Origin of the sequence: Maridesulfovibrio sp. (assembly GCF_963676065.1) — a bacterium.
Taxonomy (GTDB): Bacteria; Desulfobacterota; Desulfovibrionia; order Desulfovibrionales; family Desulfovibrionaceae; genus Maridesulfovibrio.
Window position 1 is genome coordinate 3,623,796 of sequence record NZ_OY780933.1, and the last position, 23,738, is coordinate 3,647,533.

General features: G+C 47.7%; 23 protein-coding genes and 1 riboswitch. Of the genes, 9 read left to right on the top strand and 14 right to left on the bottom strand.

All coding sequences use genetic code 11. The features are described from left to right. Positions 1-38: 38 nt before the first annotated feature. The 7 genes from cobI to trmFO form a co-directional block, all read right to left on the bottom strand. Positions 39-746: a precorrin-2 C(20)-methyltransferase gene (gene cobI, locus ACKU35_RS16235; RefSeq protein ID WP_319760843.1), complete on the bottom strand. Its 708-nt coding sequence runs from the start codon at positions 744-746 to the stop codon at positions 39-41. After that, a complete protein-coding gene (locus ACKU35_RS16240; protein WP_319760846.1) occupies positions 747-1,673 on the bottom strand; it encodes an ABC transporter substrate-binding protein in 927 nt (308 codons plus the stop codon). Continuing rightward, on the bottom strand, positions 1,591-2,367 hold the full coding sequence (locus ACKU35_RS16245) for an ABC transporter ATP-binding protein (protein ID WP_319760848.1): 777 nt from the start codon (positions 2,365-2,367) through the stop codon (positions 1,591-1,593). The genes ACKU35_RS16240 and ACKU35_RS16245 overlap by 83 nt, the downstream gene beginning before the upstream one ends. Beyond that, positions 2,364-3,419: an iron ABC transporter permease gene (locus ACKU35_RS16250; RefSeq protein ID WP_319760850.1), complete on the bottom strand. Its 1,056-nt coding sequence runs from the start codon at positions 3,417-3,419 to the stop codon at positions 2,364-2,366. Before ACKU35_RS16250 ends, ACKU35_RS16245 begins: the two co-directional genes overlap by 4 nt. 50 nt (positions 3,420-3,469) lie before the next feature. After that, on the bottom strand, positions 3,470-4,372 hold the full coding sequence (locus ACKU35_RS16255; protein ID WP_319760852.1) for a sirohydrochlorin cobaltochelatase: 903 nt from the start codon (positions 4,370-4,372) through the stop codon (positions 3,470-3,472). A 104-nt stretch (positions 4,373-4,476) separates the two neighbouring features. Further along, a riboswitch (cobalamin riboswitch) is annotated at positions 4,477-4,680 on the bottom strand. Between the two features lie 25 nt (positions 4,681-4,705). Continuing rightward, the gene (locus ACKU35_RS16260; protein WP_319760853.1) at positions 4,706-6,037 is read right to left on the bottom strand and encodes an MATE family efflux transporter; all 1,332 of its coding nucleotides are present in this window, start codon (positions 6,035-6,037) and stop codon (positions 4,706-4,708) included. A 136-nt stretch (positions 6,038-6,173) separates the two neighbouring features. Continuing rightward, the gene (gene trmFO, locus ACKU35_RS16265; protein ID WP_319760854.1) at positions 6,174-7,493 is read right to left on the bottom strand and encodes a methylenetetrahydrofolate--tRNA-(uracil(54)-C(5))-methyltransferase (FADH(2)-oxidizing) TrmFO; all 1,320 of its coding nucleotides are present in this window, start codon (positions 7,491-7,493) and stop codon (positions 6,174-6,176) included. 99 nt (positions 7,494-7,592) lie between these two features. Between trmFO and ACKU35_RS16270 the strand changes: the two genes are divergently transcribed. Next, positions 7,593-8,555, top strand: coding sequence for an ABC transporter ATP-binding protein (locus tag ACKU35_RS16270; RefSeq protein ID WP_319760856.1), 963 nt, complete (start codon positions 7,593-7,595; stop codon positions 8,553-8,555). 15 nt (positions 8,556-8,570) lie between these two features. After that, positions 8,571-9,527: a dipeptide ABC transporter ATP-binding protein gene (locus ACKU35_RS16275; RefSeq protein ID WP_319760858.1), complete on the top strand. Its 957-nt coding sequence runs from the start codon at positions 8,571-8,573 to the stop codon at positions 9,525-9,527. 10 nt (positions 9,528-9,537) lie between these two features. Here ACKU35_RS16275 and ACKU35_RS16280 read toward each other — a convergent pair whose 3' ends face one another. From ACKU35_RS16280 to ACKU35_RS16300, 5 genes are all read right to left on the bottom strand, one after another. Continuing rightward, positions 9,538-10,746: an L-serine ammonia-lyase gene (locus ACKU35_RS16280; RefSeq protein WP_319760859.1), complete on the bottom strand. Its 1,209-nt coding sequence runs from the start codon at positions 10,744-10,746 to the stop codon at positions 9,538-9,540. Between the two features lie 279 nt (positions 10,747-11,025). Further along, positions 11,026-11,472 carry an arsenate reductase ArsC gene (locus ACKU35_RS16285; RefSeq protein ID WP_319765424.1) on the bottom strand — a complete coding sequence of 149 codons (447 nt, stop codon included), beginning with the start codon at positions 11,470-11,472 and terminating at the stop codon, positions 11,026-11,028. A 110-nt stretch (positions 11,473-11,582) separates the two neighbouring features. Next, positions 11,583-12,566 carry an ABC transporter substrate binding protein gene (locus tag ACKU35_RS16290; protein ID WP_319760861.1) on the bottom strand — a complete coding sequence of 328 codons (984 nt, stop codon included), beginning with the start codon at positions 12,564-12,566 and terminating at the stop codon, positions 11,583-11,585. Between the two features lie 31 nt (positions 12,567-12,597). Continuing rightward, a complete protein-coding gene (locus ACKU35_RS16295; RefSeq protein WP_319760863.1) occupies positions 12,598-13,086 on the bottom strand; it encodes a universal stress protein in 489 nt (162 codons plus the stop codon). A gap of 39 nt (positions 13,087-13,125) precedes the next feature. Continuing rightward, positions 13,126-14,091 carry a serine/threonine protein kinase gene (locus ACKU35_RS16300; RefSeq protein ID WP_319760865.1) on the bottom strand — a complete coding sequence of 322 codons (966 nt, stop codon included), beginning with the start codon at positions 14,089-14,091 and terminating at the stop codon, positions 13,126-13,128. Positions 14,092-14,313: 222 nt separating this feature from the next. Between ACKU35_RS16300 and rsgA the strand changes: the two genes are divergently transcribed. Beyond that, the gene (gene rsgA / locus ACKU35_RS16305) at positions 14,314-15,354 is read left to right on the top strand and encodes a ribosome small subunit-dependent GTPase A (RefSeq protein ID WP_319760867.1); all 1,041 of its coding nucleotides are present in this window, start codon (positions 14,314-14,316) and stop codon (positions 15,352-15,354) included. 29 nt (positions 15,355-15,383) lie between these two features. On the opposite strand, the gene ACKU35_RS16310 is transcribed toward rsgA, so the two are convergent. Both ACKU35_RS16310 and ACKU35_RS16315 read right to left on the bottom strand, forming a co-directional pair. Then, positions 15,384-16,286: a TIGR01777 family oxidoreductase gene (locus ACKU35_RS16310; RefSeq protein WP_319760869.1), complete on the bottom strand. Its 903-nt coding sequence runs from the start codon at positions 16,284-16,286 to the stop codon at positions 15,384-15,386. 167 nt (positions 16,287-16,453) lie between these two features. Continuing rightward, positions 16,454-17,026 carry a TetR/AcrR family transcriptional regulator gene (locus ACKU35_RS16315; RefSeq protein WP_319760870.1) on the bottom strand — a complete coding sequence of 191 codons (573 nt, stop codon included), beginning with the start codon at positions 17,024-17,026 and terminating at the stop codon, positions 16,454-16,456. 824 nt (positions 17,027-17,850) lie between these two features. On the opposite strand from ACKU35_RS16315, the gene ACKU35_RS16320 reads away from it, so the two are divergent. The 6 genes from ACKU35_RS16320 (at position 17,851) to ACKU35_RS16345 (ending at position 23,729) form a co-directional block, all read left to right on the top strand. After that, on the top strand, positions 17,851-18,273 hold the full coding sequence (locus tag ACKU35_RS16320) for a universal stress protein (RefSeq protein WP_319760872.1): 423 nt from the start codon (positions 17,851-17,853) through the stop codon (positions 18,271-18,273). Positions 18,274-18,403: 130 nt separating this feature from the next. Continuing rightward, the gene (locus ACKU35_RS16325; RefSeq protein ID WP_319760874.1) at positions 18,404-19,321 is read left to right on the top strand and encodes an exopolyphosphatase; all 918 of its coding nucleotides are present in this window, start codon (positions 18,404-18,406) and stop codon (positions 19,319-19,321) included. A 95-nt stretch (positions 19,322-19,416) separates the two neighbouring features. Beyond that, positions 19,417-19,851 carry a translesion error-prone DNA polymerase V autoproteolytic subunit gene (locus ACKU35_RS16330; RefSeq protein ID WP_319760876.1) on the top strand — a complete coding sequence of 145 codons (435 nt, stop codon included), beginning with the start codon at positions 19,417-19,419 and terminating at the stop codon, positions 19,849-19,851. Beyond that, a complete protein-coding gene (locus tag ACKU35_RS16335) occupies positions 19,851-21,122 on the top strand; it encodes a Y-family DNA polymerase (protein WP_319760878.1) in 1,272 nt (423 codons plus the stop codon). Before ACKU35_RS16330 ends, ACKU35_RS16335 begins: the two co-directional genes overlap by 1 nt. Before the next feature lie 184 nt (positions 21,123-21,306). Next, entirely contained in the window at positions 21,307-21,915 is a 609-nt protein-coding gene (locus ACKU35_RS16340; protein ID WP_319760880.1) for a tetratricopeptide repeat protein, read from the top strand. A gap of 395 nt (positions 21,916-22,310) precedes the next feature. Continuing rightward, on the top strand, positions 22,311-23,729 hold the full coding sequence (locus ACKU35_RS16345) for a biotin carboxylase N-terminal domain-containing protein (protein ID WP_319760882.1): 1,419 nt from the start codon (positions 22,311-22,313) through the stop codon (positions 23,727-23,729). The last annotated feature ends 9 nt before the right edge of the window (positions 23,730-23,738 follow it).

Below are 23,738 nucleotides of genomic sequence, written 5' to 3' on the forward strand. Positions count from 1 at the left end.
TTCACGGCCCTTTTAAATTAGCTGCAAAAAATTTCCGTCTACTTTCTGGCAGTCAGCAACATAAGTGAAAGATAAGTTGTTTTATCCGGGACCTCATTGATGTCCGGGTAAATTGCCTCCCCTTCAAGGCCGAGGCGGGTATAGAATTTTACATCCATCTTATCCATTTTATTAACTGTATCGCGCAGTTCAGGAAAGTTGCGATAAGCTTTGAGAATGACGGCATTGTCCACGCTCTCCAAGGAATCCGCAAACTTCTCTGGATCGGCAACCCCGGATGTAAGCAGCAGGTTCTGACCGGATTCCACGAGCACCTGCTGCGATCTTGCAGCCGCAGCCTGATAGGATGTAATACCGGGGATAACCTCGAATTCAACTTCAGGGTAGATACGTCTCATAGTCTGCATCATGTACCCGAAAGTAGAATAAATCAGCGGATCACCAAGGGTCAGGAACGCAGCATTTTTACCGCCCTCCAGATGCTTAACCGCTATGCGACAGTTTTCTTCCCAAGCCTCTTTAAGAACGCTCTTATCACGGGTCATGGGATAACCAAGCTTAACCACTTCGCAGTTATCACGTATAAATTCAGAAGCGATTTCAAGCGAATGCGAATATTCATTCTTGGTGGAAGACGCGGCAAAAACCACATCAGCTTTTTCAAGCGTACGTACTGCACGTACGGTCAGCAGATCAGAATCACCGGGGCCGACCCCGATTCCATATATTTTTCCAGAATTGCTCATTTACTTCTCTTTGTTATTAAACAGGAAATCCGCCAGAATCTCTACGGCTTCCACATTTCTGGGACCGGGCCGGGAAAATACCGACTCGTCCACCTTCAAAATTCTTTTATTGCGAACAGCATCAATCAGCTTGAAATGGGAGCGCCCATCCGGGCTTACCGGCGAAGGATTCATGCGCCCGGTCTGATAAACATAGTTTTGCGGGTTGAGCCGCATCAGTTCTTCCTCGCCCATACGAACTATCTTCTTACTGTTACGCACACAATTAATACCCCCGGCGCGGTGGATAATATCATCAACTATCGATCCCTGCCCTGCAGCCAGCAGGTTGGGATAACGTATTTCAAAAAAAACCGATTTTTTCCCGGAACCTTCAGCGTACTTCCCGGCAACTATGCTCAGCCGCGATTTCATTGAATCCACAAGCTTTGCGCCTGCTTGCGGTGTTCCGGTTAAAACTCCCAGTCTGCGCACCATGGAAAACATCTCCTCAAAAGAAGATACTTTAAACATCGCACAGGCGATGCCCCTTTCCTTGAGCGGTTCAAGGGCCGTTGCCGCCTGTGAACGCCCGGCCATCTGCAATACAAGATCCGGCTTCAGAGCGACGATAAGCTCAGGATTAGGCCGCATATGGGTGCCGATGGACGGTAAGTCTGCAATTTGTGCCGGATAATGGTCCGCAGCGGTGCGCCCAACTAGACGGTCCCCCAGCTCCATGGCGTATAAAATTTCATTGAACGAACCGTAAAGAGCCACAATGCGTTTCGCCGGACTCGGCAGAACGACCGCGTTTCCAAAATCATCGGTTACGGAAACCGCGGCTTGCACGCTACCCGCGAAGCTAATCAGCAGCAGGAGAAAAAAGAACCTGCGGAACACGGAGCTTTGGATGCCGAACAACCGCAACGGACGTTTCATATACATTTGAAATATTCTCCTCTGTGATTACTTCCTCAGGCGAACCGTCCAAAACCACATTTCCCCTGGACAGGAAAACCAGCCGTTCAAAATAAAGCGCCGCAAGATTCAGGTCATGGATCACGCAGATTACGGCCGCCCCTTCCCGGTTCATTTTTTTCAGAAGATCGAAAAGTTCAATCTTACCGGCAACATCAACCCCGGAAGAAGCCTCATCCAAAACCATTATTCGGGCCTGCTGGGCAACCGTGCGGGCCATGAGAACCCGCTGGAATTCACCGCCGGAAAGCTCGACCACCGACCGCTGAGCCAAATGACTGATTCCGACCTGTTTGATAGCCTCAGCGCAGATTTTTTCATCCTCCGCGTCGTAACCGAAAAAACCGGAACCATGGGCATAGCGTCCCATCATCACCATTGATTTAACGGTCAACCCGAAAACCGGGTCAACCCGTTGCGGCAGAACGGCCATTAAACCGGCCAATTCTCGGGGATGATACGAATCAACAAGCCTGCCTTCAATTTCAACACAGCCGTCCAAAGGTTTAAGGACACCTGAAATTGACGATACGAGAGTTGTCTTGCCGCTGCCGTTAGGTCCGAGGACCGCAGTCATTGAACCGCCGGTGAAATCAATGTTCAGCCCGTGCAGAACTTCACGCCCTGCATATCCTGCCCGCAGATTCGTAATACTGATCATGAGCTGCCTCCCTTAAAACCGGAACGCAGAACAATACAGAAAAACGGTCCACCCAGCAGAGCGGTCACAACCCCCACGGGCAGCTCCTCTCCGCCGGTAAGCAGCGAGCGGGCGATGACATCGGACCAAACCAGCAGCAACCCACCCAGCAGGGATGATGAAACGAGCAGCGGCCTGTGCTCCGCGCCTTGAAACATACGCACCAGATGAGGAACAATCAGCCCTACGAAGCCGATAATCCCGGACACAGCCACCGCCGCTCCGGTCAAAAGACCGGACCCGACAAGCAAGGCCATACGAACTCTGGAAACATCCATGCCCAGATGACGCGCCTGAGTCTCCCCCAGCGAAAGAATATCAAGCTCCCGGGAATAATAAACCAGCGGAATCATCCCCGCGACAAAATACGGCAGAAAAAGCTGAACATGACTCCATCCACGACCTTGAAAACTGCCCATAATCCAAAAGACTATGGAAGTTACGGAATCCTCATCAAGGGACTTGAGCAGTGAAATCAAAGCAGACAGAAAAGTAGCCACTACAATGCCGGCCAGAACCATGGTTTCACGACGCAATCTTCCGCCTATACGGCCCAGCATGAGCACCGCACCGAGAGCTGCCATCGCTCCGCCAAGGGCGGCAAGCGGCAGGAACATATTCCCGAACCTGCTCCAGAGCTGCGCACCTAGTATGGTGGAACCGGAAAAGATAGCCAGACTGGCTCCGAAAGCAGCGCCGCTACTCACTCCTAGAGTAAACGGATCGGCCAACGGGTTACGCAGAATTCCCTGATAAACAGTCCCGGCCACAGCAAGCGACATGCCCACCAGAAATGACAGGCAGACCCGGCTCAGCCGCAGATCTATGATGATAAAAGACAGAGCCTTTTCGACCTTCACGGCTCCGATTCCAAGGGCAGAGTTAAAAACCGCCAGAACCTGCGCAGGTTCGGCATTGTAAGCCCCGAAAAGACAGGCGGCAAAAATGGAAACAGGCACAAGCACAGCAAGGATTATTACAGCCTGTGTCCTCCTATTGCCTGAAAATTCCATAATTACCACCTGTTTTAATTAATAATTAACCGAGACAAAGGTCACCGGGTCTAATGATCACCAAGATGTTTGAAAGCAACTTTAAGGTGGTCAACCCAGATGTCCACAACCTGAGGGAATTCAGCGGACCCTTTCAATACGGGAACACATTTGTAGCCCTGCTTGGTCAGCTCTGATTTCCATGAATCATCTTCATCTCCGGCCATATCGTTACGGGCATGGTCACCGGCAACGGACATGTAAGGCATGAGGTAGACTTTTTTGGCTTTACTTTTCTTGAGCAGTTTTTTTACATCATCAAGGGTAGGAGTACCTTCAACCGTACCTACAAATATCATAGGATCAACTTTTGAGAAATAATCCTGAGAAGCGGGGTAGTAGATGTTCGCGGCATGCGGGGTGCCGTGTCCCATGAGCACTACAGCATCCTTGGCCTTACGATCCTTGGGAATATTGGCGATTATTGCTTTCACTGTGCGCTGCATGTCTTCATTGGAGTAAAGCAGGGGCTTACCTACAGTGACTTTGCTTATGCCTTTGGGCATTCCTTCAAAAGCTTTCACTGTTTCGGAAATTCCGCAGAACTCTTCACCGGGAATTGTATGCAGGGACTGCACGGCAACATGGGTGAAACCTTCTTCCATCATTTTGGTCATAGCCATAGCCGGGGAATCGATATTACGGCCTTCTTTTGCCAGAATCCCCCTGATAATAGCGGATGAATAGGCCCAACGGACAGGAACACCGGGAAAAGCCTTTTTAACAGCCTTGTCGATGGCGTCAAAAGAAGCATGGGCCTGCGGCATACTGGAACCGAAAGCAGCGAGCAGTATACCTTTTTTAACAGGTTTAGCTTCACCGTGACCGGCCAGAGCTAGTGAAGGAATCAGAAGAAAACAAACCAGAAGAAATGCGGGGATGAACTTGGATTTGTCCCCAAAACGGTACTGCATAGCAGTCTCCTTAAATTTGGGGGGCTTTGGGAATAGGAAAGCACGCAGGTACGTACATGCGCAACTGTTTCTGATAGATAAAAGCCCCGTTATCCGTCAGAATAAACATTGATTTGCACCTGGGCAGGTCTTCCGACTCGTCCCACTTTACCCGGCCTTCCCGAAAATAAATTCAGTGGCACGCATAACCGGACAAGGTCCGGTCTAACGGGGTTAAGCAACTCAGGACTCACGGCGGCGGGTCCGTCCCCGACTTTCACGGGGTTCCCTATTAAGCTCGCGAGAGCGCCTCAGGCAAGGGCTTGATATGATTGTTAACTCATATTGTCAATATCAGTTTAAAGCTAGCGGCCCATTCCCGATCCCCGGCCAGATACGGATCATGCCGAACAGAGCCCGTAAACTGGTCCACAATCCGGCCACTATCCAGATCCAGAAGAGCATATGCTGTGGTTGAAGCCAATCAACGACAACAAGAACACCGGAACTTATAAGAACAGCCGCGAGCATGGCGTTACGCAAATAGCGAAAATCACCGGTTCCGAGATGAATTCCGTCTGTGGCAAAGGAAAGCGAATTTATGGGCTGTAAAAAAGTGACCGCCAACCATGCGGGAGCAAAAACAGAGGCAGCTTCCTCCGGTACCAGCAGCCATTCAACGGGCTGCTTTCCAATATACATTATGATGGTCAGCAAAATCCCGGTACCGAAACTCCATTTGCAGACGAGTGCGGCAACCTTCCGAGCCGTTAAACGTTCCGCACGACCAACAAAATAGCCAACCAGTGATTGGCCGCTGATAGCGAACGCATCCAGAAAAAGAGCCAGAAAAACATAAAATTGGCGGATAGCCTGATGCGCTGCGCCGGATTCAGCTCCGGCCTTGGTCGCAAAGCGGGTACAAAGCAGCAGAAATAAACAGACGCACCCGGTACGCACAAACATATCTCCGCCGATAACAAACAGCCTGCGGGCATCCGCAATTCTGAACCCGGTATTGAAGCCATAATGTTTGCGAACTACCAACACCGCCCAGACTGCGCCTATCCACTGGCTGACAGCACTAGCCAGCGCTGCTCCTCCTACGCCCATCTCCGGGAAAGGTCCCGTACCGAAAACAAGACACCAGTCGAGCACAACATTGATGAGGTTCATGCCCACGGCAATCCAAAGCGGGGAACTCATATCCTGATATCCGCGCAAAGATCCGAAACAGGCCAGAACCACCAACACAGCCGGAGCGCCCAGCAGCCGATAGCGCATGTAATCTACAGCCAGATCCCGAACACTGTTTTCGCCGCCCATTAATGACGCTATATTGCTCAAAAAAGGATAAACGAAAAGAATCAGAGCAAAACCTACCGCAGCTGAAATACCCGCCGCCATCCAGCCGAGTGATGATGCCCGTTCTATATCGCCCTTGCCTAAAGCATGAGCGACTTCGGTCTGGGTACCGATTCCCAGAAAACCGAAAATCCAGAATACGGACGAGAAAACCATCGTTCCGATACCCAGTGAAGAAAGAGCTTCCGGGCCTAGTTTGGCGACAAAGGCAGTGTCCACAAGTCCGGTAACAGGTTCGGCGACCATAGAGAAAAGAACCGGAATCGCCAGAGTCAGCAATGTCCGGTTCGGTTTAATTTCAAAAGGATGTTTTTGAGTCATATATGCCTCCGGCGGCCGGGGAAGGGAAACTTTTGCAAAAATTTCACTTCCCCAGACCCCACCCCTTCAAAAACTTTTAATAAGCTTCACTACAGGTAATGGGAGACCGTCAGGTAAAAACAGATAGCCTAAGCTTTTATTTTATATTTTCCTGATACCAGGCTTCAAATATTTCCATTGCTCTTTTGCCATACAATTCTTTGCGAACCCGTTTCGGTGCGCGTTTTTTCAAGGCAGGCATTAATCCGAACTGTACGTTGGATGGCTGAAAATTCTTTTTCTTTTCACGCAGATGTCCGAGTAATGCACCCATGGATGTTTCCGGCGGCGGTGCGGGTAATTCTTTCCCCTTGATCTGTTCGGCAAGCATAAGACCTACCCAGAGGCCGCAGGCCGCTGATTCGAGATAACCTTCCACACCGGTAATCTGTCCGGCAAGATGAATACGAGGGTCAGCTTTTAACGCCAGTTTTTTGTCCAGAACTTCGGGGGCATTTACATAAGTATTTCGATGAATGGAGCCCATGCGCAGAAATTCCACATCTTCAAGACCCGGAATCATACGGAAAATACGTTTCTGTTCCGGGTACTTAAGTTTAGTCTGAAATCCTACGAGGTTGAACGCGGTCTTTTCCTTGTTTTCGGCACGCAGCTGAACAACGGCGTAAGCCTGCTCTTCAGTGCGCGGATCAATAAGCCCAACAGGCTTAAGCGGACCGAAAGCAAGTGTCATATCGCCGCGGTCAGCCATTTCTTCAATAGGCAGACAGCCTTCAAAATGGATTTCCTTCTCAAATTCACGGGGAACCACCCGCTCGCCTTCTTTGAGTTCTTTGATGAAACAATTGTACTGCTCCTCGGTCATTGGGCAATTCAGGTAATCATCATCCTCAGGTTTGTAGCGTGAACCGTAAAAGGCGACATCCATGTTCACGGAATCACGGCTGACTATAGGCGCGATTGCATCGTAAAAATATAAACGCTGTTCACCGATTCTGGAGATGAGGCTCTCAGTAAGCCCTTCGGATGCAAGAGGCCCGGCGCAGACAACGATCTTTGAAAAATCTTCGAGCTCAGGGTCATCAAGGGACGTAATCTCCCTGCGAACCACGGTGATGAATTCATTCTTCTCGATTTCTTCGGTAACAAGGCCGGAAAAGACCTCGCGGTCAACGGCAAGGGCGGAACCGGCAGGGACACGGGCCTGCATAGCCGCCTTCATCAGCACTGAATCAAGCGCTTCCATTTCCTTTTTGAGCACTCCGATGGCGGTATTCAGTTCACCGGAACGCAGGGAATTGGAACAAACAAGTTCAGCCAGACCGGACAGATGGTGGGCCTCAGAATATTTCTCAGGCTTCATTTCAAAAAGAACTACCGGAACTTCGGCTTTCGCAAGCTGCATTGCACATTCACACCCGGCCAATCCACCACCGATTACTGCGATTTTATCCACGTATATTACTCCAAAGTCGATTGTATTTTTCAGTTATCTCAATTAATAAATAACCAATGTGTTTAGCGATCCTGTAAATTTATACATAACTCACCATTTATGACCGCACCAATCTTAAAAATCAAGAATCTGACTACATCTTTCGCCACTCCGGGCGGGATCATCAAGGCTGTGGATAATGCCAGTCTGGACTTAGGGCAAGGAGAAACTTTAGCCATTGTCGGTGAATCAGGCTGCGGCAAGACGGTTTTATCCCTCTCGGTGATGGGTCTTATCCCCGATCCCCCGGGACGTATAACGGCTGGGCAGGTGATATACCGCGATCAGGATCTTGTGACGCTATCCGAAGAGGAAATGCAGAAAATTCGCGGCAACCGGCTGTCCATGATTTTTCAGGAACCCATGACCTCGCTCAACCCGGTTTTCAAAATCGGGGATCAGATCAGCGAAACACTGCGCCTGCATAAAAGAATGGATAAGAAACAGGCTCTAGAAGCAGCAGTGGACGCCCTTAAGCTGGTCGGCATTCCCAATCCTCATAAAAGGATTAATAATTTCCCCCATGAACTAAGCGGAGGCATGCGTCAGCGGGTAATGATCGCCATGGCGCTGGTCTGCTCGCCGGAAATTCTCATTGCGGATGAACCGACAACAGCACTCGACGTTACCATTCAGGCCCAGATTCTAAGGCTGCTGGATGAATTAAAGCACAAAATGAACGGTTCGCTGATGCTCATAACCCATGATCTTGGCGTTGTGGCGCGTGTGGCAACACGGGTAACGGTCATGTACGCCGGGCAGGTTGTGGAATCAGCTTCCATTTCTGAGCTGTTTAAAGAACCGCTGCACCCCTATACAGAAGGACTGCTCAATTCCGTACCTAGGCTGGGCTGCAAGGAAGATCTCACCCCCATTCCCGGTAATGTTCCAGCCTTGCAAAACCTGCCGCAGGGTTGCAGTTTCCATCCCCGCTGTAAACGGGCTTTTGACCTCTGCCGAGAGCAGAAACCACGTCTTCTAAATATAGAAAACAGACAGGTGCGCTGCTGGCTGCACGCATAGACTTACGGACTAATAATGAGCAATAACATACTGGAAATAAAAGACATCAAACGTCACTACCCTGTCAGCGGCGGACTACTGTCCATGTCCAAGGCTACGGTAAAAGCGGTAAACGGAGTCACCCTTGGGGTGAAAACAGGTGAAACGCTCGGGCTGGTCGGCGAATCTGGATGTGGCAAATCAACTCTGGCCCGTCTGCTGACCGGACTGGAAAAACCTGATCAAGGCAGCATACTTTTTAAAGACCGCAAACTTGACGAGTGGACCGCAATCGAACGCGGAGCCATGCTTCAGATGGTTTTTCAGGACCCTTATTCCTCGCTCAATCCACGCCAAAAAGTAGGAAGCATTATTTCCGAATCCATGCGTATCCATAAATCAGGCGACAAATCATGGATACAGAAACGGGTGGAAGAATTGCTGGAACAGGTAGGTTTACGCCCGGAACACTATAAACGTTATCCTCACGAATTTTCCGGCGGTCAGCGTCAGCGTATTGCTATAGCAAGGGCAATCGCCATGAACCCGGACCTGATAATCTGTGACGAACCAGTTTCCGCACTGGATGTTTCCGTACAGGCGCAGGTCCTCAACCTGCTTAAATCAATTCAACGTGAATTCGGACTGAGTTACGTTTTTATTTCCCATGACCTTTCAGTGGTCAGTCATATCAGTGATCGGGTCGCAGTTATGTATCTGGGACAGATTGTAGAAATCACCACAGCTGAAAAACTTTATAAAAATCCGCAGCATCCCTACACTCAAATCCTTCTGGAAGCTGTCCCGGTTCCTGATCCGGAAAGACAGGAAGAAGATGTAATTATTAAAGGAGATATGCCCAGCCCTATTTCACCTCCCCCCGGATGCTGCTTTCACCCTCGCTGCCCTAAGTCCATGGAAATTTGCTCCCGGACCAAACCGGAACTGCAAGAGACTGAAAGCGAACACAAGGTAGCCTGTCATTTATACTAAAATGGACTCCTTACTTCGCGCGATCATTATATACTTTGGCCAGTCCGCCGCCTGAAGTCTCACGGTAAAGACTGGGCAGGTCATGACCTGTTTCTTTCATCACCTCCACTACCTCATCAAAAGGAATGCGGTGGGAGCCATCAGAAAGGATGGACATCTGGGCACGGGCAAGGGCACGGGTCGCCGCACAGGCATTGCGTTCAATACATGGAATCTGCACCAAACCGTCCACGGGATCACAGGTCAATCCCAGATGATGCTCAAGCCCCATTTCCGCCGCATATTCTATCTGGCGCAGAGTTCCGCCCATCAGCTGGGTAGCCGCGGCTGAAGCCATGGCGCAGGCCGTACCGACCTCACCCTGACAGCCTACTTCGGCTCCGGATATTGAAGCGTTTGTTTTGATTACGTTGCCGAACAACCCGGCAGTGGCCAAGGCACGGATCAAATCGTTCTCTTTAAGATCCTGAATATCCTTAAGATAACGTAGAGCAGCCGGAACAATACCGCAGGACCCGCAGGTAGGTGCGGTAACGATAACCCCGCCCGCAGCGTTTTCTTCGGAAACAGCAAGAGCATAGGCTGTAGTCATCCCGGTAAACTGCATTTCCGGCCCGGCAAGTTTTGTACGCCGGTAATAGGATTTAGCCTGCCTGCGTAACCCGATGGAACCGGGCAGGACTCCTTCCTCATCGAGACCGCGCTCGAGTGATTCTTCCATCACTTTCCATACTTCGCGCAAGAAAGACCAGATTTCCGGTCCCTCACAACGCTCCACATACTCCCAGTAAGAAATACCTTTGTCAGCGCAATAAGCCATGATGTCGGTAATTGTCGCCAAATCATAAACTGGAGAGGATAAAGATAACGACGCACCTTCTTCACGAATGGCTCCGCCGCCGACACTGTAAACCTTCCATTCTCCGAGAACAGCCCCTGAATCATCCAAAGCCTCGAAGCGCATTCCGTTAGGATGTTCGGGCATTTTATCCTCGGCTTTCCAGATTAAATCTGTTTTTTCCTCACCGAGAACACTTATAATGGCCCAGTCAGTGAGATGGCCCTTACCTGTTGCGGCAAGACTCTCAAAAAGTGTCACCCTGAAACGGGATGCATCAGAATGATTTTTCAAAAAACTTTCTGCAGCCATACGCGGTCCCATTGTATGACTGGAAGAAGGTCCCACTCCGATACGGTACAACTCTCGCAAAGATTCCATCTCGCCTGCCGCCTTGTAAAAAAATTATTGCTTTTTCGAAAGCCACTTTGTGATCCACTTTATTCAAAATGCTTTTTATTACGGATTTACTAAAAAAGACAACATGAAAATGCTGATCAAAGAATCAAAGGAGACCAAAGAACGACAAAAAGCAAAAAAACACTAATCTTAGGCTCAAATTTTATACCTGTATCTTACCCGAAATTAGCAATACCAAAAAGCAGAATCCCCCGGCTGAACAGCAGAGGGATTCTAAAAATTGAACTACAATAATATTTTTTACTCAACCAGACCTTCAGGCAGAGCTTCCACAAACTTCATGATTTCATCCCGGACATTGCGGTAACAATCCAGCTGATCTTCAGCCGAGCCACCCTTCTGCGCGACTTCTTTCGCCATTTGCGGCGGATCGTCAAAGCCCACATGAACCACCTTGCTGCCACCGGGAAAAAAAGGGCAGGTCTCATGCGCGTGATTGCAGACCGTAACTACAATATCAATAGGGACATCCTTAAATTCATCAATATGCTGTGATTTATGGCCGGATATATCCACTCCGGCTTCTTTCATAACTTTTACCGCAGCCGGATTAAGGCCGTGTATTTCAATCCCTGCGGAATATACATTAATCCGGTCACTTTTCAGGTGCCTGGTCCACCCTTCCGCCATCTGACTACGGCAGGAATTGCCTGTACACAAAAAAAGAAGATTCAACTTATTATCCATCATTCACCTGCTTTGCTATTTCGCCAAAAAGTAAACTTTTGTAAATAAGCTTTCACAGACGGTCAAGCAGTAAAGACACATCGTAACCCAATGGAGACATTACCGTATCATTACTTAACAATATGGGCCCGCTTCCTGATATCGCGGGGCAGCCTTATTTTCCACCTGTCGAGTTCCGATTGGCTAAAGATAAAACTCCCTTGTTCCGGAATAACAGGCGCTATGGAATTAACAGGTTTACCACCGATAATCTTCAATACAATTTCCGCAGCGGCACGGCCCTGCGCTTCACCACTCAGTACTAATCCGCCAACGGCCCTTCCTTCGCCGACACTCATTTTCCAAAAAGCAAAAACAGGTACAGGGGAATTTTCCGAGGTCCAGCAGAGCACTTTTTCGCCATCAACATTACGGCCTTTATCAAACAAGCGATGATACAAACCTATGATTATAACCTTGTAACCGTCATTGGCGGCATTTTTAACTGCATTTTTCCACTTATCGTAATCGGTAAATAATTTAACATCGGTTTGAACACCGCCTATAACTATGCTATCCCTATCTACAAACACAGAATGTCTGAAAACGCTGGATGTAGTTCCGTTGTCCATCAGAATAAGAGCTTTCTCATTATCGAAAGACAACATTTCTTTCAAATACTTAATTGTTCTTTTATAAAGAGGTCGTTCAAGTACTCCTGTTATATTTTTACCTAAAGGAGCATATTTACGTGGATTATCGTTGATGCCTACATATACAACAGGGGTATTTGTCTCCAGTAACCATTTAGACAAAAGAAACATGGCATTATCATCTGACAATACAACAATATCCGGCTTCACTTTCAAATAATATTGCCAAGCCTTAAGTGCGCGTTCACCATACTTTGTAGTTCCCAACCGCTTCGTATCCATCTGGAAATTATATAGCTCAACCTTATCCTGCAAAACTGATTCTAGACCGGACCGGACCTCCTGATCCCATAAATAACCGGAATGATAACTCTCAATAAACAAAACCTTCGACTTTGCCTGAACAGTCGAGACGAAACAAAGCAACGCAATCAGTAAAAATAAACCAACCTTATTCAGCATACAGTCCTCACACATACAATCCGAATGATAATTAATTCACCACCCACACTGTACATCCAACTGCCGACTGGACCACTTTAGTAGAAACTGAACCGAACAGGAATTCTTCGGCCTTGCTTACACCGCGCCTGCCTATAACAATAGTCCCGAACTCGCCTTCTTCCCGGATACGTAAAATATCCATCCCTATACTGCGCCCAACGGAACAAATATCTGTTTCATGAAACGGGGATTTACAACTGGCAAAATATTCCGTCTTCACTTCTTCGGGATGAACCCCCATGGAAAGAAGTGTCTTGGCAGCCTCAGCCAGTTTTTCCTTCATGGACCGCTCATTTTCGGCGCACTGCTTTTCCCAGGATGCATCATCGTTGAAAAGATCTTTATCCGGCAACCTTTCAACATAAAGAATCACAATCTCGCACCCGGCACAATGACGGGCAATATTGCCCACATATTCGATCGCGTTAAATGAATTTTCCGAACCGTCAAAAGCAATCAGCATTTTCATATTTTTCATCGCGGTATACCTCCTGCATTTTAATGGACACGCTCCTACTCACAAAGCGCGTATTTCTTTCAAGCAGTTGTTCATATCGAATAAAAGTTCATCCACACTCTCATAAAAGACCGAACTGGAAGCGGAGAAGTGCATAAGGATATTATTTAATGAAGCGGGAATATATTCATAAATCTTGCGCAGATTCACGATCCTGTTGCCAATGATCACAGAATAATCCCCGGAGGTGAGGGAAGACAGACTGGAGAAATCAATTCCATGGTCACGCACAGTCTGGGGAGTAAAATTAGCCTTACCGACCAGATAGATCAGAATACTACCGAGACCGAACACATCGAGACCGAAAGGATTCTCATAAAGCTCAAATGCGTAGTCAAAATCGATCCAGCGATAATCCCCGGTATCATACTCCACCCAGAGATGATCACGCCGGATATCACCGTGCTTTTCATCGTTATCGTGCAAAAATTTTATCGCCTCGCAAGCTCCGATATATTTTTCAAGGATATCAGGGAAATATTCATGAAAATAAGTCCGATGATCCACTGAAATATTATAAACCCAGACATCAAGACGCTTGCCGCGTATGATATCCAGAACACGGACATTGTTCCCCACGGAATCATTTTCGGAATAGCCCTGCATAAAACGCATATCTCCACGGACGAGATCAAGGATACGGGCTTCTTTACGGGGACTGCGGTAACATTCGATCTTGAAGGGACCGATATTCATGGGAAAATTCTCATAAAAAACAAGCTTAAGGATCTGAGGCTGACCGTTCTCAAGCCGCTTGCATCGTTTTACCCAGTACTTAGGATCGGAGAGGCCGAAACGGCGCTCCATTTCGTTCTTTGAAACAAAAAAATGTTCGTCCCCAAGCTTGATAACATCGCTGAAATCAATATTCATGAATTCCGTGGTATCCGTATACAGATTCCCGAAACGGGAACTCTTGTAATCAGGCATATGCGCTTGGATCAGGTCCCGGACTTCTTTGCTCATACTCCACTCCCGCTGTTCAACTGGTTCAGCAACCGGATATCAGTCCTTAGTTATTAATTAACACACCGTTGCTGACAATGGAAGGGTCACGGAACAACGCAAGGGTACTTATTGCCTAATTCAGCGATATCAACTATCAGCTCTTGTCTGATGGCCGATTGTATTTTAGATTTATGAATTGCGGTAAACACATTAACCACTATCTTCACCATCGAGGATTACTTGAATCAAAAACATTATTCTCTAGATGAACTGGGCTGGAAAAAACATTTCAAGGATCAATTGGAAGTTGAAAATAGCACTGAATTGATCCCTGCAAGAGTGACCATGACCCACAAGGGACATCTGGTAGTCTCCACCGGAGAATCAGAAATGCTGCTGAAAATCGCCGGAAAAGGCATCGGCAGCCTGAACGAACAACCTACCGTAGGCGACTGGTTGCTGATGGACAGTAAGACAATGGTCCCGGTGAAAGTGCTGGAACGCACCAGTCTGCTGCAAAGGATGGCACCAGGTCAGGAAATTAAGCTGCAACCCATCGCCGCCAACATCGATACACTCTTCATTGTCTCCTCCTGCAATAGTGAGTTCAACTTGAACCGCATTGAACGGTACATATCACTTGCCCTTGAAGCCGGTATAAATTTCGTACTGGTCCTGACCAAGGAAGACCTGACCGAAGAAGCGCAGGAATATCGCAGACAAGCCGAACACCTCTTCAAATCCTTGCAGATAGTAACCGTCAACGGCAAAGACCAGCAGAGTGTAAAGTGTTTGCAGCAATGGTTTAAACCCGGAGAGACAATCGCATTGCTTGGCTCCTCGGGAGTAGGCAAAACCACCCTGCTGAATACGATTAACGGCACGGAAAAAGAGAAGACGGGATCTATCCGCCTTGGAGACGATAAAGGACGCCACACAACCACCACCCGCTCCCTGCACGTGATGGAATCCGGAACGCTGCTTGTGGATGTACCCGGCATACGCGAATTACAGCTGCATGATTGCCATTCCGGCATAAACAGGGCTTTCAGCGAGATAGTGGAAGCAGAAGAGATTTGCCGTTTTTCAGATTGCAGCCACGAACGGGAACCGGGATGCGCTGTCCGCGAAGCCCTTGAAAACGGAACCATAACCGAACGAAGATTGGCAAATTACCTCAAACTCAAAGAAGAAGCGCAGAAAAACACCTCCGAACTGGCTGAACGGGCCAAGCGTAAATCCGGTAAAAAGAAAAAATATTCGCGCAAGTGGAATAAGTAATCCACGCCCGCACGTACCGGGCGACTTGATTACTTTATAATATCACACAAAGCATCTCTGGCTTCGGTAAAATTGAATTTGAATCCGGCGTCGATAAGTTTTACAGGCAGAGCAAACTGACCACCCAGCAGGACTTCTTCAGCCATCTGCCCCAGCACCAGCTTCAGCACAAAAGCAGGCGCCCGCAGCCGGACTTTTTTATCAAACACAGCCGCGAGGGAATCAGCAAATTTATTGAAAGTCACCGGATGAATGGAACTGAGATTGAATACTCCGCTGCATTTTTTATTTTCAATCAGGAAAAGTATGGCCCGGACTTCATCTTTAATATGTATCCACGAAACGCCCTGACCCCCATGCCCTAAATAACTGCCGACCCCGTACCTGAACGGACCCATCATCTTCGCAAGTGCTCCGCCATCACCCAAAACCATCGAGGTCCGTATAATCGCCCTGCGCACGCCATGCCGCTCCACGGAATCGGTACTGGCTTCCCATTTTTCAACTACATCGGAAAGAAACAAGTCCCCCTTCGAGGAGTTTTCATTGACCGGTTCAGGACCGCAGTTACCGTAATATCCGACAGCTGACCCCTGAATCACCACCTGAGGTTTCACTTTCGCCTTGGCTACAGCTTCACTCACCGCCAGGCCCGCATTCACCCGGCTCTCGAGAATACTTTTCTTTTTAGCAGGGTTCCAACGTCCGGAAGCGATATTATCTCCAGCAAGATTTACAATGGCTGTTGCACCGTCGGCATATTCCAGCCATCCCGCGGAAGTTTCACCATCCCAGACAACATTACGCACCCCGGAAATTTCAGAAGCGCGGCTGGATCTTGTCAGGCAAATCACCTGATATCCTTTTGCGACCAGCTCACGGCTCAGAATTTTCCCGATAAATCCGGTTCCTCCGGTTATTACTACACGCATGGTCCCTCTCATAAAGCTGAATGTAACTACTTTGGACTTATGTACAATAAACCATGTGTCACGCACTTTGTCCACAACTCCCTCGCATCATTGCAGCACAAACAAAAAAACCCCGGACAGTTTAAAACCGTCCGGGGCAACAAAAATAATATTATTCGATCTTATATTTATGACGCTTTAAGCGCTCTGCTGATAAAATTAAGAATTTCCTGATACAGACTCGGCGGACTGTAAGGGGTCAGCAGATTCGTTCTGACCGCGCCGACAAGATTACAAAGGACTACAGATGCGGTTTCGGACACAGGCAGATTCGGAATTGAGCCGTCACGCACACCTCGTGCGACGCAGTTTTCAAGCAGTACGGGGATCTGAACAAATTTATGAACCATGGCGTCCCGATCTTCACCGGTTTTCAGGTCACTGTAAGGCGAACACCTGATCAGAACCAGAAAATCTTCATCGGGATTGACCGAAAAATCGAGATAACAACGAGCGAATCTATAAACAGCTTCAAAACCATTCTCAGCCTGTACAACTTCATCCTGCAAGGTCCGGGTCAACCGTTCAGCCACATCAAAACCTGCCGCGCGAAAAAGTTTTTCTTTATTCCCGTAGTGATGAGAAAGCAGCCCCACAGCCACTCCGGCACGGTCAGCAATTTTCTTGAAGGTCGTACCACTGTAGCCCAACTCACCGAAGAGCTCCTTGGCCGCCTTTAAAACTGTATCCTTTTTGGTCATTATAAAGTCTCGTTATTTCAATTTGTTGAAATTTATCGACACAAAAATCTTTACACGCAAAATAACGCAAAGGTCAACTCTGAAAGAGGTCACACGCCTAACTGGAGCCTTTACGCACAATGATTTCCTAACTTCCCCAGAACCAATACCCACTCACCTTTGCCGTAAAGAACAAAAGCCCCTCCGGTGGGGAGGGGCCTATGCTTTAAGGAATGGAAACGGAAGGTGTTTTACTAAGCTGATCGTTAAAAACCAAGTATCCGGAACGTCTCCGCACATTTGAAGTTTTATTCGACCAAAGTTGATGTCCGTACTACCCGGGGAGAGATGCGGGCTTCCCCCCGTGCTGTGCCAAAGTAGTTCTTAACAAAATGCTGATGCGGCTGAATCGTCATCCAACTTTATCAGGATAAGCTTTCAAACTTTCCCCCGAAAACCCCTACAGTCTTCGAGAGCAGGAAACTTGCTACACCTGAAGGCTACACCAGCCTTTGCAGACATCCACTCTGAACTCGTCAGAGCGACATCAACTGAAAACAGTATCTACGTTCAGTTTGGTCTCCTGTCAACCGTTTTTGAAAATTTTTTATTTTATGCTATTTTTTATGTATAAAGCATTGTTTTATTGAGATAAAAACAATAAAAAACACCCAAAACACCCCTATTTAAGCAATAAAAAAAGGCTTAAACTGCCATTTTTTTTCACTGGTCAGTCGTTCAGCCATACTCAAATCTGAACTTTTTAAAAAGCTTACATAGAGAAAGTTGCAGCAAAGCGCAGCTTACAGTAATATCCTCATAAACCGTCCCAAAGGAGACCCGACATGATTTTTTCAAAAATACTTATTCCTGTAGATGACTCCAAACATTCCGACAACGCTGTAAAATATAGTATCGCTCTCGCGGAAGTATCCGGTGCCAGCCTTATTCTCCTACACTGCCACCGCCCTGTTCCCACCGGACTGGGTGAGCCCAACTTTCAAAAAGCAATCGATAACGCCACCCGCGAGTCCTACGCAATTCTTGAAAAGAAGACTGCCCTGCTGAAAGGGAAAAACATTAGCTATGAAGAAAAAATACTCGGCGGTTCCACTGCAAAATCCATTAAGTCTGTTGCCGAAACCGAGCATTGCGACCTTATCATTATGGGCTCCAAGGGTAAGTCCGACCTTGAGGGTCTGGTAGTAGGCAGCGTAACTCATAAAGTGCTGCATACCGTCGACTGCCCGGTACTGGTTATTAAATAATTGCTTTAGAAATTTAAAACAAAGGCAATCTATAATTAAAATGGGATTGTAATTAGGCTCGATTTCAATTAAGTATTGCAAAAATTATTAATATGCTTTCAATAATTATTCTCAGAATACGGAGAGTTTAATGCGGCTTTTGACACGATCAGACTTTGATGGCTTGGCCTGTGCGGTTCTGCTTAAAGAAATCGGGATCATGGACAACTGGATGTTTGTTCACCCCAAAGATGTGCAGGACGGACGCTACCCCGGCGACCCAAACGACATCGTCGCCAACGTTCCGTACATCGAAGGATGCGGCTACTGGTTTGACCACCACTCCAGTGAGGATGAACGCCTCGACATGACGATGGACTACAAAGGCATGTCCAAATCGGCTAAAAGTGCAGCCCGCGTTATCTGGGAATATTTCGGTGGTCATGAAAAATTCGGCGATAAATTCGACGAAATGCTCCACTATGTAGACAAGGTGGACAGCGGAGACCTCAACGCGGAAGAGATTGCCGACCCGAAAGGTTGGATCATGCTCGGCTTTATCATGGACCCGAGAACAGGTCTGGGCAGGTACAGGCACTTCAATGTCAGCAATTATCAACTCATGGAACACCTCATCGATTACTGCCGTGAATTGCCCATCCATGAAATCCTCAGCCTGCCGGATGTAAAGGAACGTGTGGATCTCTACCTTAAAAGAGACAAAAAGTTCCGCGAGATGCTGCAGGAAAGGACCGAAATGTTCAGCAATGTAGCCATCCTGGATCTGCGTGAGCAGGATGAGATCTACCCCGGTAACAGATTCACCCTCTACTCGATGTTCCCGCAATGCAATATCAGCATCCAGATTATCTGGGGAAAGATGAAGCAGAACACTGTTTTCTCCGTGGGGCACAGCATCTTAAACCGCACCAGCAAAGTAGATGTAGGCAGTGTGATGCTCAAATTCGGCGGCGGCGGGCATAAGCAGGTCGGAACCTGTCAGGTCCCGCATGACGAAGCTGACGCCGTACTTGGACAGATGGTGGCAATGTTCATTGATAAAGGATAGTTATCAAAAACCTGACTGTTGACGCGGTCAGGTTTTTTACACATATTGTTTATTTAAGATTGACATTGTGAGCCAAAAGTAAATACAAAGTAAACATGAAACATTTTTGCGCTGAAATTTTCCAACCGGAAGACACCTGTCGACTGAAACTGCCTCTACTGCTGTCCGAAATAATAGCAGGCTTCCCCTCTCCTGCTGACGACTATATAGATAAAAAACTGGACCTTAATGAGCAATTAATCAGCAATAAAGCGGCAACATTTCTTGTACGATCCTACGGGGACTCCATGCTCGCTGCCAATATAAAAGAGGGGGATATTCTGGTCGTGGACCGTTCTCTGGAAGCACGCGATAATTCCATCATAATAGCGGAAGTTAACGGTGAACTGACAGTTAAAAGACTTAAAACAGCAAAGGACAGGCTGTTTCTTATCCCGGAAAATACGGGCTATTCCCCGCTGGAAATTACCGCCGAAACATCCTTTGAAATATGGGGGGTCGTCACCTACATCATTCACAAGGCAGTCTGATGAGAATTTTTGCATTGGTAGACTGCAACAATTTCTACGTTTCCTGCGAAAGGCTTTTTCGGCCGGAACTCAAAAACCGCCCGGTAGTAGTTCTTTCCAACAATGATGGTTGTGTTATAGCCCGCTCTCAGGAAGCCAAGGAAATAAATATCCCCATGGCTGCTCCGGCATATAAATACAAAAGTTTTTTTGAGCAGAACAATGTCGAGGTATTTTCCTCCAACTATGCCCTTTATGGAGACCTTTCCCAAAGGGTGACCTCTACCATCGCATCAATAATCCCGAACCTTGAAGTCTATTCCATTGATGAATCTTTTCTTGAATTACCGGCATGTATGCTCAAAGATCTGCCCTCCATAGGGCAGGAACTTAGGACCAGAATTTTCAAATGGACCGGTATTCCCGTATCTGTAGGCTTCGGCTCCACCAAGACACAGGCTAAGCTTGCAAACAGATTCGCCAAAAGACACAAACAGATGGAAGGAGCATTCAGTCTGTGCGGCAGAAAGGATATGGACCTGCTGCTGGAAAAAATTCCGGTTACCGATGTCTGGGGGATTGGCAGAAGGCACGGGAAAAGACTGATTGACCGAGGAGTGCGTACTGCACGCGCCTTCCGAGATCTGCCCAATCTATGGCTGAAAAAGAACATGTCCGTAACGGGACTGCATACGGCCTTTGAACTGAGAGGGATTCCGTGTTTTGAGCTGGACAATACCCCGCAACCCAAAAAAACAATCTGCTCGTCCCGTTCGTTCGGACAACCGGTTTCGGCGCTATCCGAGCTTGAAGAATCCGTGGCTGCTTATATGAGCCGCGCAGGAGAAAAACTGCGCGAGCAGAAATCGCTTGCGGGCGGGGTGATGGTTTACCTGACGACCAATCGCTTCAGCAACCGTCCGCAGTACTCAAACTCCGCTACTCGCATGCTTTCGATTGCTACAGACTTTACCCCGGAACTGACCCGCACAGCCATGCAATGCATTCGCTCCATATATAAAGAAGGCTACAGCTACAAGAAAACCGGGGTTGTCCTGCTCGATCTCTGCGGAAAATTCAACCGCCAGTGCAACCTGCTGGAAATGAACAGCCAAGAAGAAGCAACCAGAAAGGACAAGCTTATGAATCTGCTCGATTCTGCCAACACCCGCTTCGGTAGGCACACCCTGAGCTACGCATCCGAGGGTCTTGAGCAACCATGGAGGATGAACAGGAATTTTAAATCCCCCGCTTACACCACCTGCTGGGATGACCTGCCCAAAATCAGTTAATTGCCTAAAATCATAGAGACACCAACAAATTTAGAGCTTCAGGCTGCACAATTTTAACCCGTAGAATTGAAAATTACGGACCGATCCGGCTTGCTCATTCGAAAAGTTTAGGGCATTACACGAAGTGAAAGTACAATTCAAAAACCCTGATTAGGGAAAAACAGAATTACTGTCTAAAAAAACTATGAACAAAATATTTACCAGTATCAGGACCAAGGCAACCGTGATCGGCCTGCCCCTGATTATCGCAGCCCTGCTAACAGGATGCGGCACCAAGAACGAAGCCGCCGGACTCCACCAGACCGGAACTGTCGCCTTTATGCTCAACAAGGATAAAGCGGCCTCGGTCTATTTTGAAAAAGCCATCGACTGCAACCCGGAATACGGCCCCAGCTACATCATGCTCGGCGACTGCTATCTTCGGGAGGGCAAGTATCAAAAAGCCGTAGAAAGTATTAACAAGGGCCTTAAGCTTGAACTGGACCAAGGTCATATAAGACTGGCCCATCGCAAACTGGCCCGGGCTTACAAGGAACTCGGCAATTCCCAAAAAGCTCTTGAACACATCGCCACCTACACACGCATGTCCGTATGGCAGGATAAATTCACTCCTGACAAAATTTCTGAAACAGAAACTTTTGTAGCGGAGCTGGATATCCCGGACGAGCAGAAACGGAATGCAATGGACAATATTGTAAAGGAATCCGCAAAAGCCAAATCGACATCTGCTTCCGCAGCGTCGCAGGACGATGACACAGATATTCTCGGAATGATCAGCTTCGGACTAATTTAGTTATTTTGCGAAAACAATTTTAATCCCGCATTTTTACAATAAAATGCGGGATTTTTTTTATAAAAACAAAACTTGCACCTTTACGCAGGAGTTTGACTAAGAAGGCATGTTTGTTTTATCTCATCACGTTGAAATGAATTCTGACGGAGTTCATACCGAAAAGAGGAACAGTCTTTAAAAGTCAACTTTCAACAAAACCACTATCCTAACGCATCTTACCGGTTGTAATTTCGACCCTAAAATCGGGGTAGGCCTTATTATACCTACGTAAGTGTCAGTTATATTTAACTTGACAGAAGCCTTATTTGGCTTAAAACGATTGCGTATTTTTTGAAAAAAACAACTCAGCAAACATAATATATTAAAACTAACCAGAAAGACTCAGGAGAGTCATTTTGAATCCCAAAACAGATAAAGTACTTATTGCTAACCGAGGCGAGATCGCCGTACGCATCATGCAGGCGTGTAAAGATCTCGGGCTCAGTTTTGTCAGCGTATACACAGAAGAGGATAAAGATTCCGGACATATAACCATTGCCAGAGAACTTGGCGGTGAGGCATCGATCTACAAGATCAGGTCTTACAACGACGCAGGAGATATCCTCTCCGTTGCGGACGAGACCATGTGTACCGCGGTTCATCCCGGCTACGGTTTTTTCTCCGAAAACTTCCGGTTCGCACGCAGGGTAACCGAACGGGACCGTCCCATGACCTTCATCGGACCTTCATGGTGGGTAATCCGTGACCTTGGTGATAAAATCAATACCAAACGTCTGGCTCGAAAACTCGATGTCCCCACCATTCCCGGTTCTGACCGGGCCATCTACGATGAATTGGAAGCGGAAGAAATCGCATCCAATCTCTTCAAATTCCAGCAGGAACAGGGAGTACGCAACCCCGTTGTCCTCGTAAAAGCATCTGCCGGCGGCGGCGGAATGGGTATCGATGAAGTATACTCCATCGAAGAATTCCGTCAGGTTTACCGCCGTATCAGAAACTACTCCCTGCGTACCTTCAATGACGAAGGCGTTCTCATTGAGCAGCGCATCTTCAATTTCAATCATCTCGAAGTGCAGATAGTATCTGAAAGATCCGGCAAAAGGCACGTCCACTTCGGCACCCGGAACTGCTCCGTACAGAGCCCCGGACGCCAGAAAAGGATCGAAGTTGCCCCCGGATTCTGTCCCGACAGCATTGCCTATTCCTTTGACGCCAGAAAAGTCCTCGATGACATCGTGGAACACTCCCTGAACATGGCCCGCGAAATCAATTATGACAACGTGGGAACATGGGAATGGATTGTTACCCCTAAGGGCGCGCCCTTCCTTATGGAAGTAAACACCCGCATTCAGGTTGAAAACGGTGTCTCAGCCGCAATTTCCCGCATCAAAGGCAACCCGGAAGTCAACCTGATCAAAGAACAGATCAGGCTCGCACTGGGTGACGACATGGGCTACACTCAGGACGACATCACTTTTGAAGGCGTGGGAATCGAATACAGAATCATCGCTGAAGATACCGATGAAAAATTCGCTCCATGGGCAGGTAAAATTGAAGAACTTAAATGGGACGAACATGCATGGCTCAAGATGCATACCCATATCCCCAAAGACCTGCCCTATCAGATTCCCACAGAATTTGACCCCAACCTGGCTTTGGCCATCATCTGGGGCAAGGATCTTGAAGAATCCAAGAAACGCGGATTGGAATTCCTTGATGAATTCGTCCTGAAAGGCAAGGACAGAAAGGAAGTATCCTTAAAGTCCAACCTCAAGTTTCTGGCCAAAAAATCAACAAACATACTGGAATTCTAGTAATACATT

Excerpts from the sequence above, each read along its gene's own strand:
- ACKU35_RS16250 (WP_319760850.1), bottom strand. The coding sequence starts at position 3,419 with ATGGAATTTTCAGGCAATAGGAGGACACAGGCTGTAATAATCCTTGCT.
- ACKU35_RS16320 (WP_319760872.1), top strand. The coding sequence starts at position 17,851 with ATGATTTTTTCAAAAATACTTATTCCTGTAGATGACTCCAAACATTCC.
- ACKU35_RS16245 (WP_319760848.1), bottom strand. The coding sequence starts at position 2,367 with ATGATCAGTATTACGAATCTGCGGGCAGGATATGCAGGGCGTGAAGTT.
- ACKU35_RS16270 (WP_319760856.1), top strand. The coding sequence starts at position 7,593 with ATGACCGCACCAATCTTAAAAATCAAGAATCTGACTACATCTTTCGCC.
- ACKU35_RS16280 (WP_319760859.1), bottom strand. The coding sequence starts at position 10,746 with ATGGAATCTTTGCGAGAGTTGTACCGTATCGGAGTGGGACCTTCTTCC.
- ACKU35_RS16290 (WP_319760861.1), bottom strand. The coding sequence starts at position 12,566 with ATGCTGAATAAGGTTGGTTTATTTTTACTGATTGCGTTGCTTTGTTTC.
- ACKU35_RS16340 (WP_319760880.1), top strand. The coding sequence starts at position 21,307 with ATGAACAAAATATTTACCAGTATCAGGACCAAGGCAACCGTGATCGGC.
- cobI (WP_319760843.1), bottom strand. The coding sequence starts at position 746 with ATGAGCAATTCTGGAAAAATATATGGAATCGGGGTCGGCCCCGGTGAT.
- ACKU35_RS16295 (WP_319760863.1), bottom strand. The coding sequence starts at position 13,086 with ATGAAAAATATGAAAATGCTGATTGCTTTTGACGGTTCGGAAAATTCA.
- ACKU35_RS16330 (WP_319760876.1), top strand. The coding sequence starts at position 19,417 with ATGAAACATTTTTGCGCTGAAATTTTCCAACCGGAAGACACCTGTCGA.
- ACKU35_RS16310 (WP_319760869.1), bottom strand. The coding sequence starts at position 16,286 with ATGCGTGTAGTAATAACCGGAGGAACCGGATTTATCGGGAAAATTCTG.
- ACKU35_RS16260 (WP_319760853.1), bottom strand. The coding sequence starts at position 6,037 with ATGACTCAAAAACATCCTTTTGAAATTAAACCGAACCGGACATTGCTG.
- ACKU35_RS16255 (WP_319760852.1), bottom strand. The coding sequence starts at position 4,372 with ATGCAGTACCGTTTTGGGGACAAATCCAAGTTCATCCCCGCATTTCTT.
- ACKU35_RS16275 (WP_319760858.1), top strand. The coding sequence starts at position 8,571 with ATGAGCAATAACATACTGGAAATAAAAGACATCAAACGTCACTACCCT.
- ACKU35_RS16335 (WP_319760878.1), top strand. The coding sequence starts at position 19,851 with ATGAGAATTTTTGCATTGGTAGACTGCAACAATTTCTACGTTTCCTGC.
- ACKU35_RS16315 (WP_319760870.1), bottom strand. The coding sequence starts at position 17,026 with ATGACCAAAAAGGATACAGTTTTAAAGGCGGCCAAGGAGCTCTTCGGT.
- ACKU35_RS16325 (WP_319760874.1), top strand. The coding sequence starts at position 18,404 with ATGCGGCTTTTGACACGATCAGACTTTGATGGCTTGGCCTGTGCGGTT.
- ACKU35_RS16240 (WP_319760846.1), bottom strand. The coding sequence starts at position 1,673 with ATGTATATGAAACGTCCGTTGCGGTTGTTCGGCATCCAAAGCTCCGTG.
- ACKU35_RS16285 (WP_319765424.1), bottom strand. The coding sequence starts at position 11,472 with ATGGATAATAAGTTGAATCTTCTTTTTTTGTGTACAGGCAATTCCTGC.
- ACKU35_RS16300 (WP_319760865.1), bottom strand. The coding sequence starts at position 14,091 with ATGAGCAAAGAAGTCCGGGACCTGATCCAAGCGCATATGCCTGATTAC.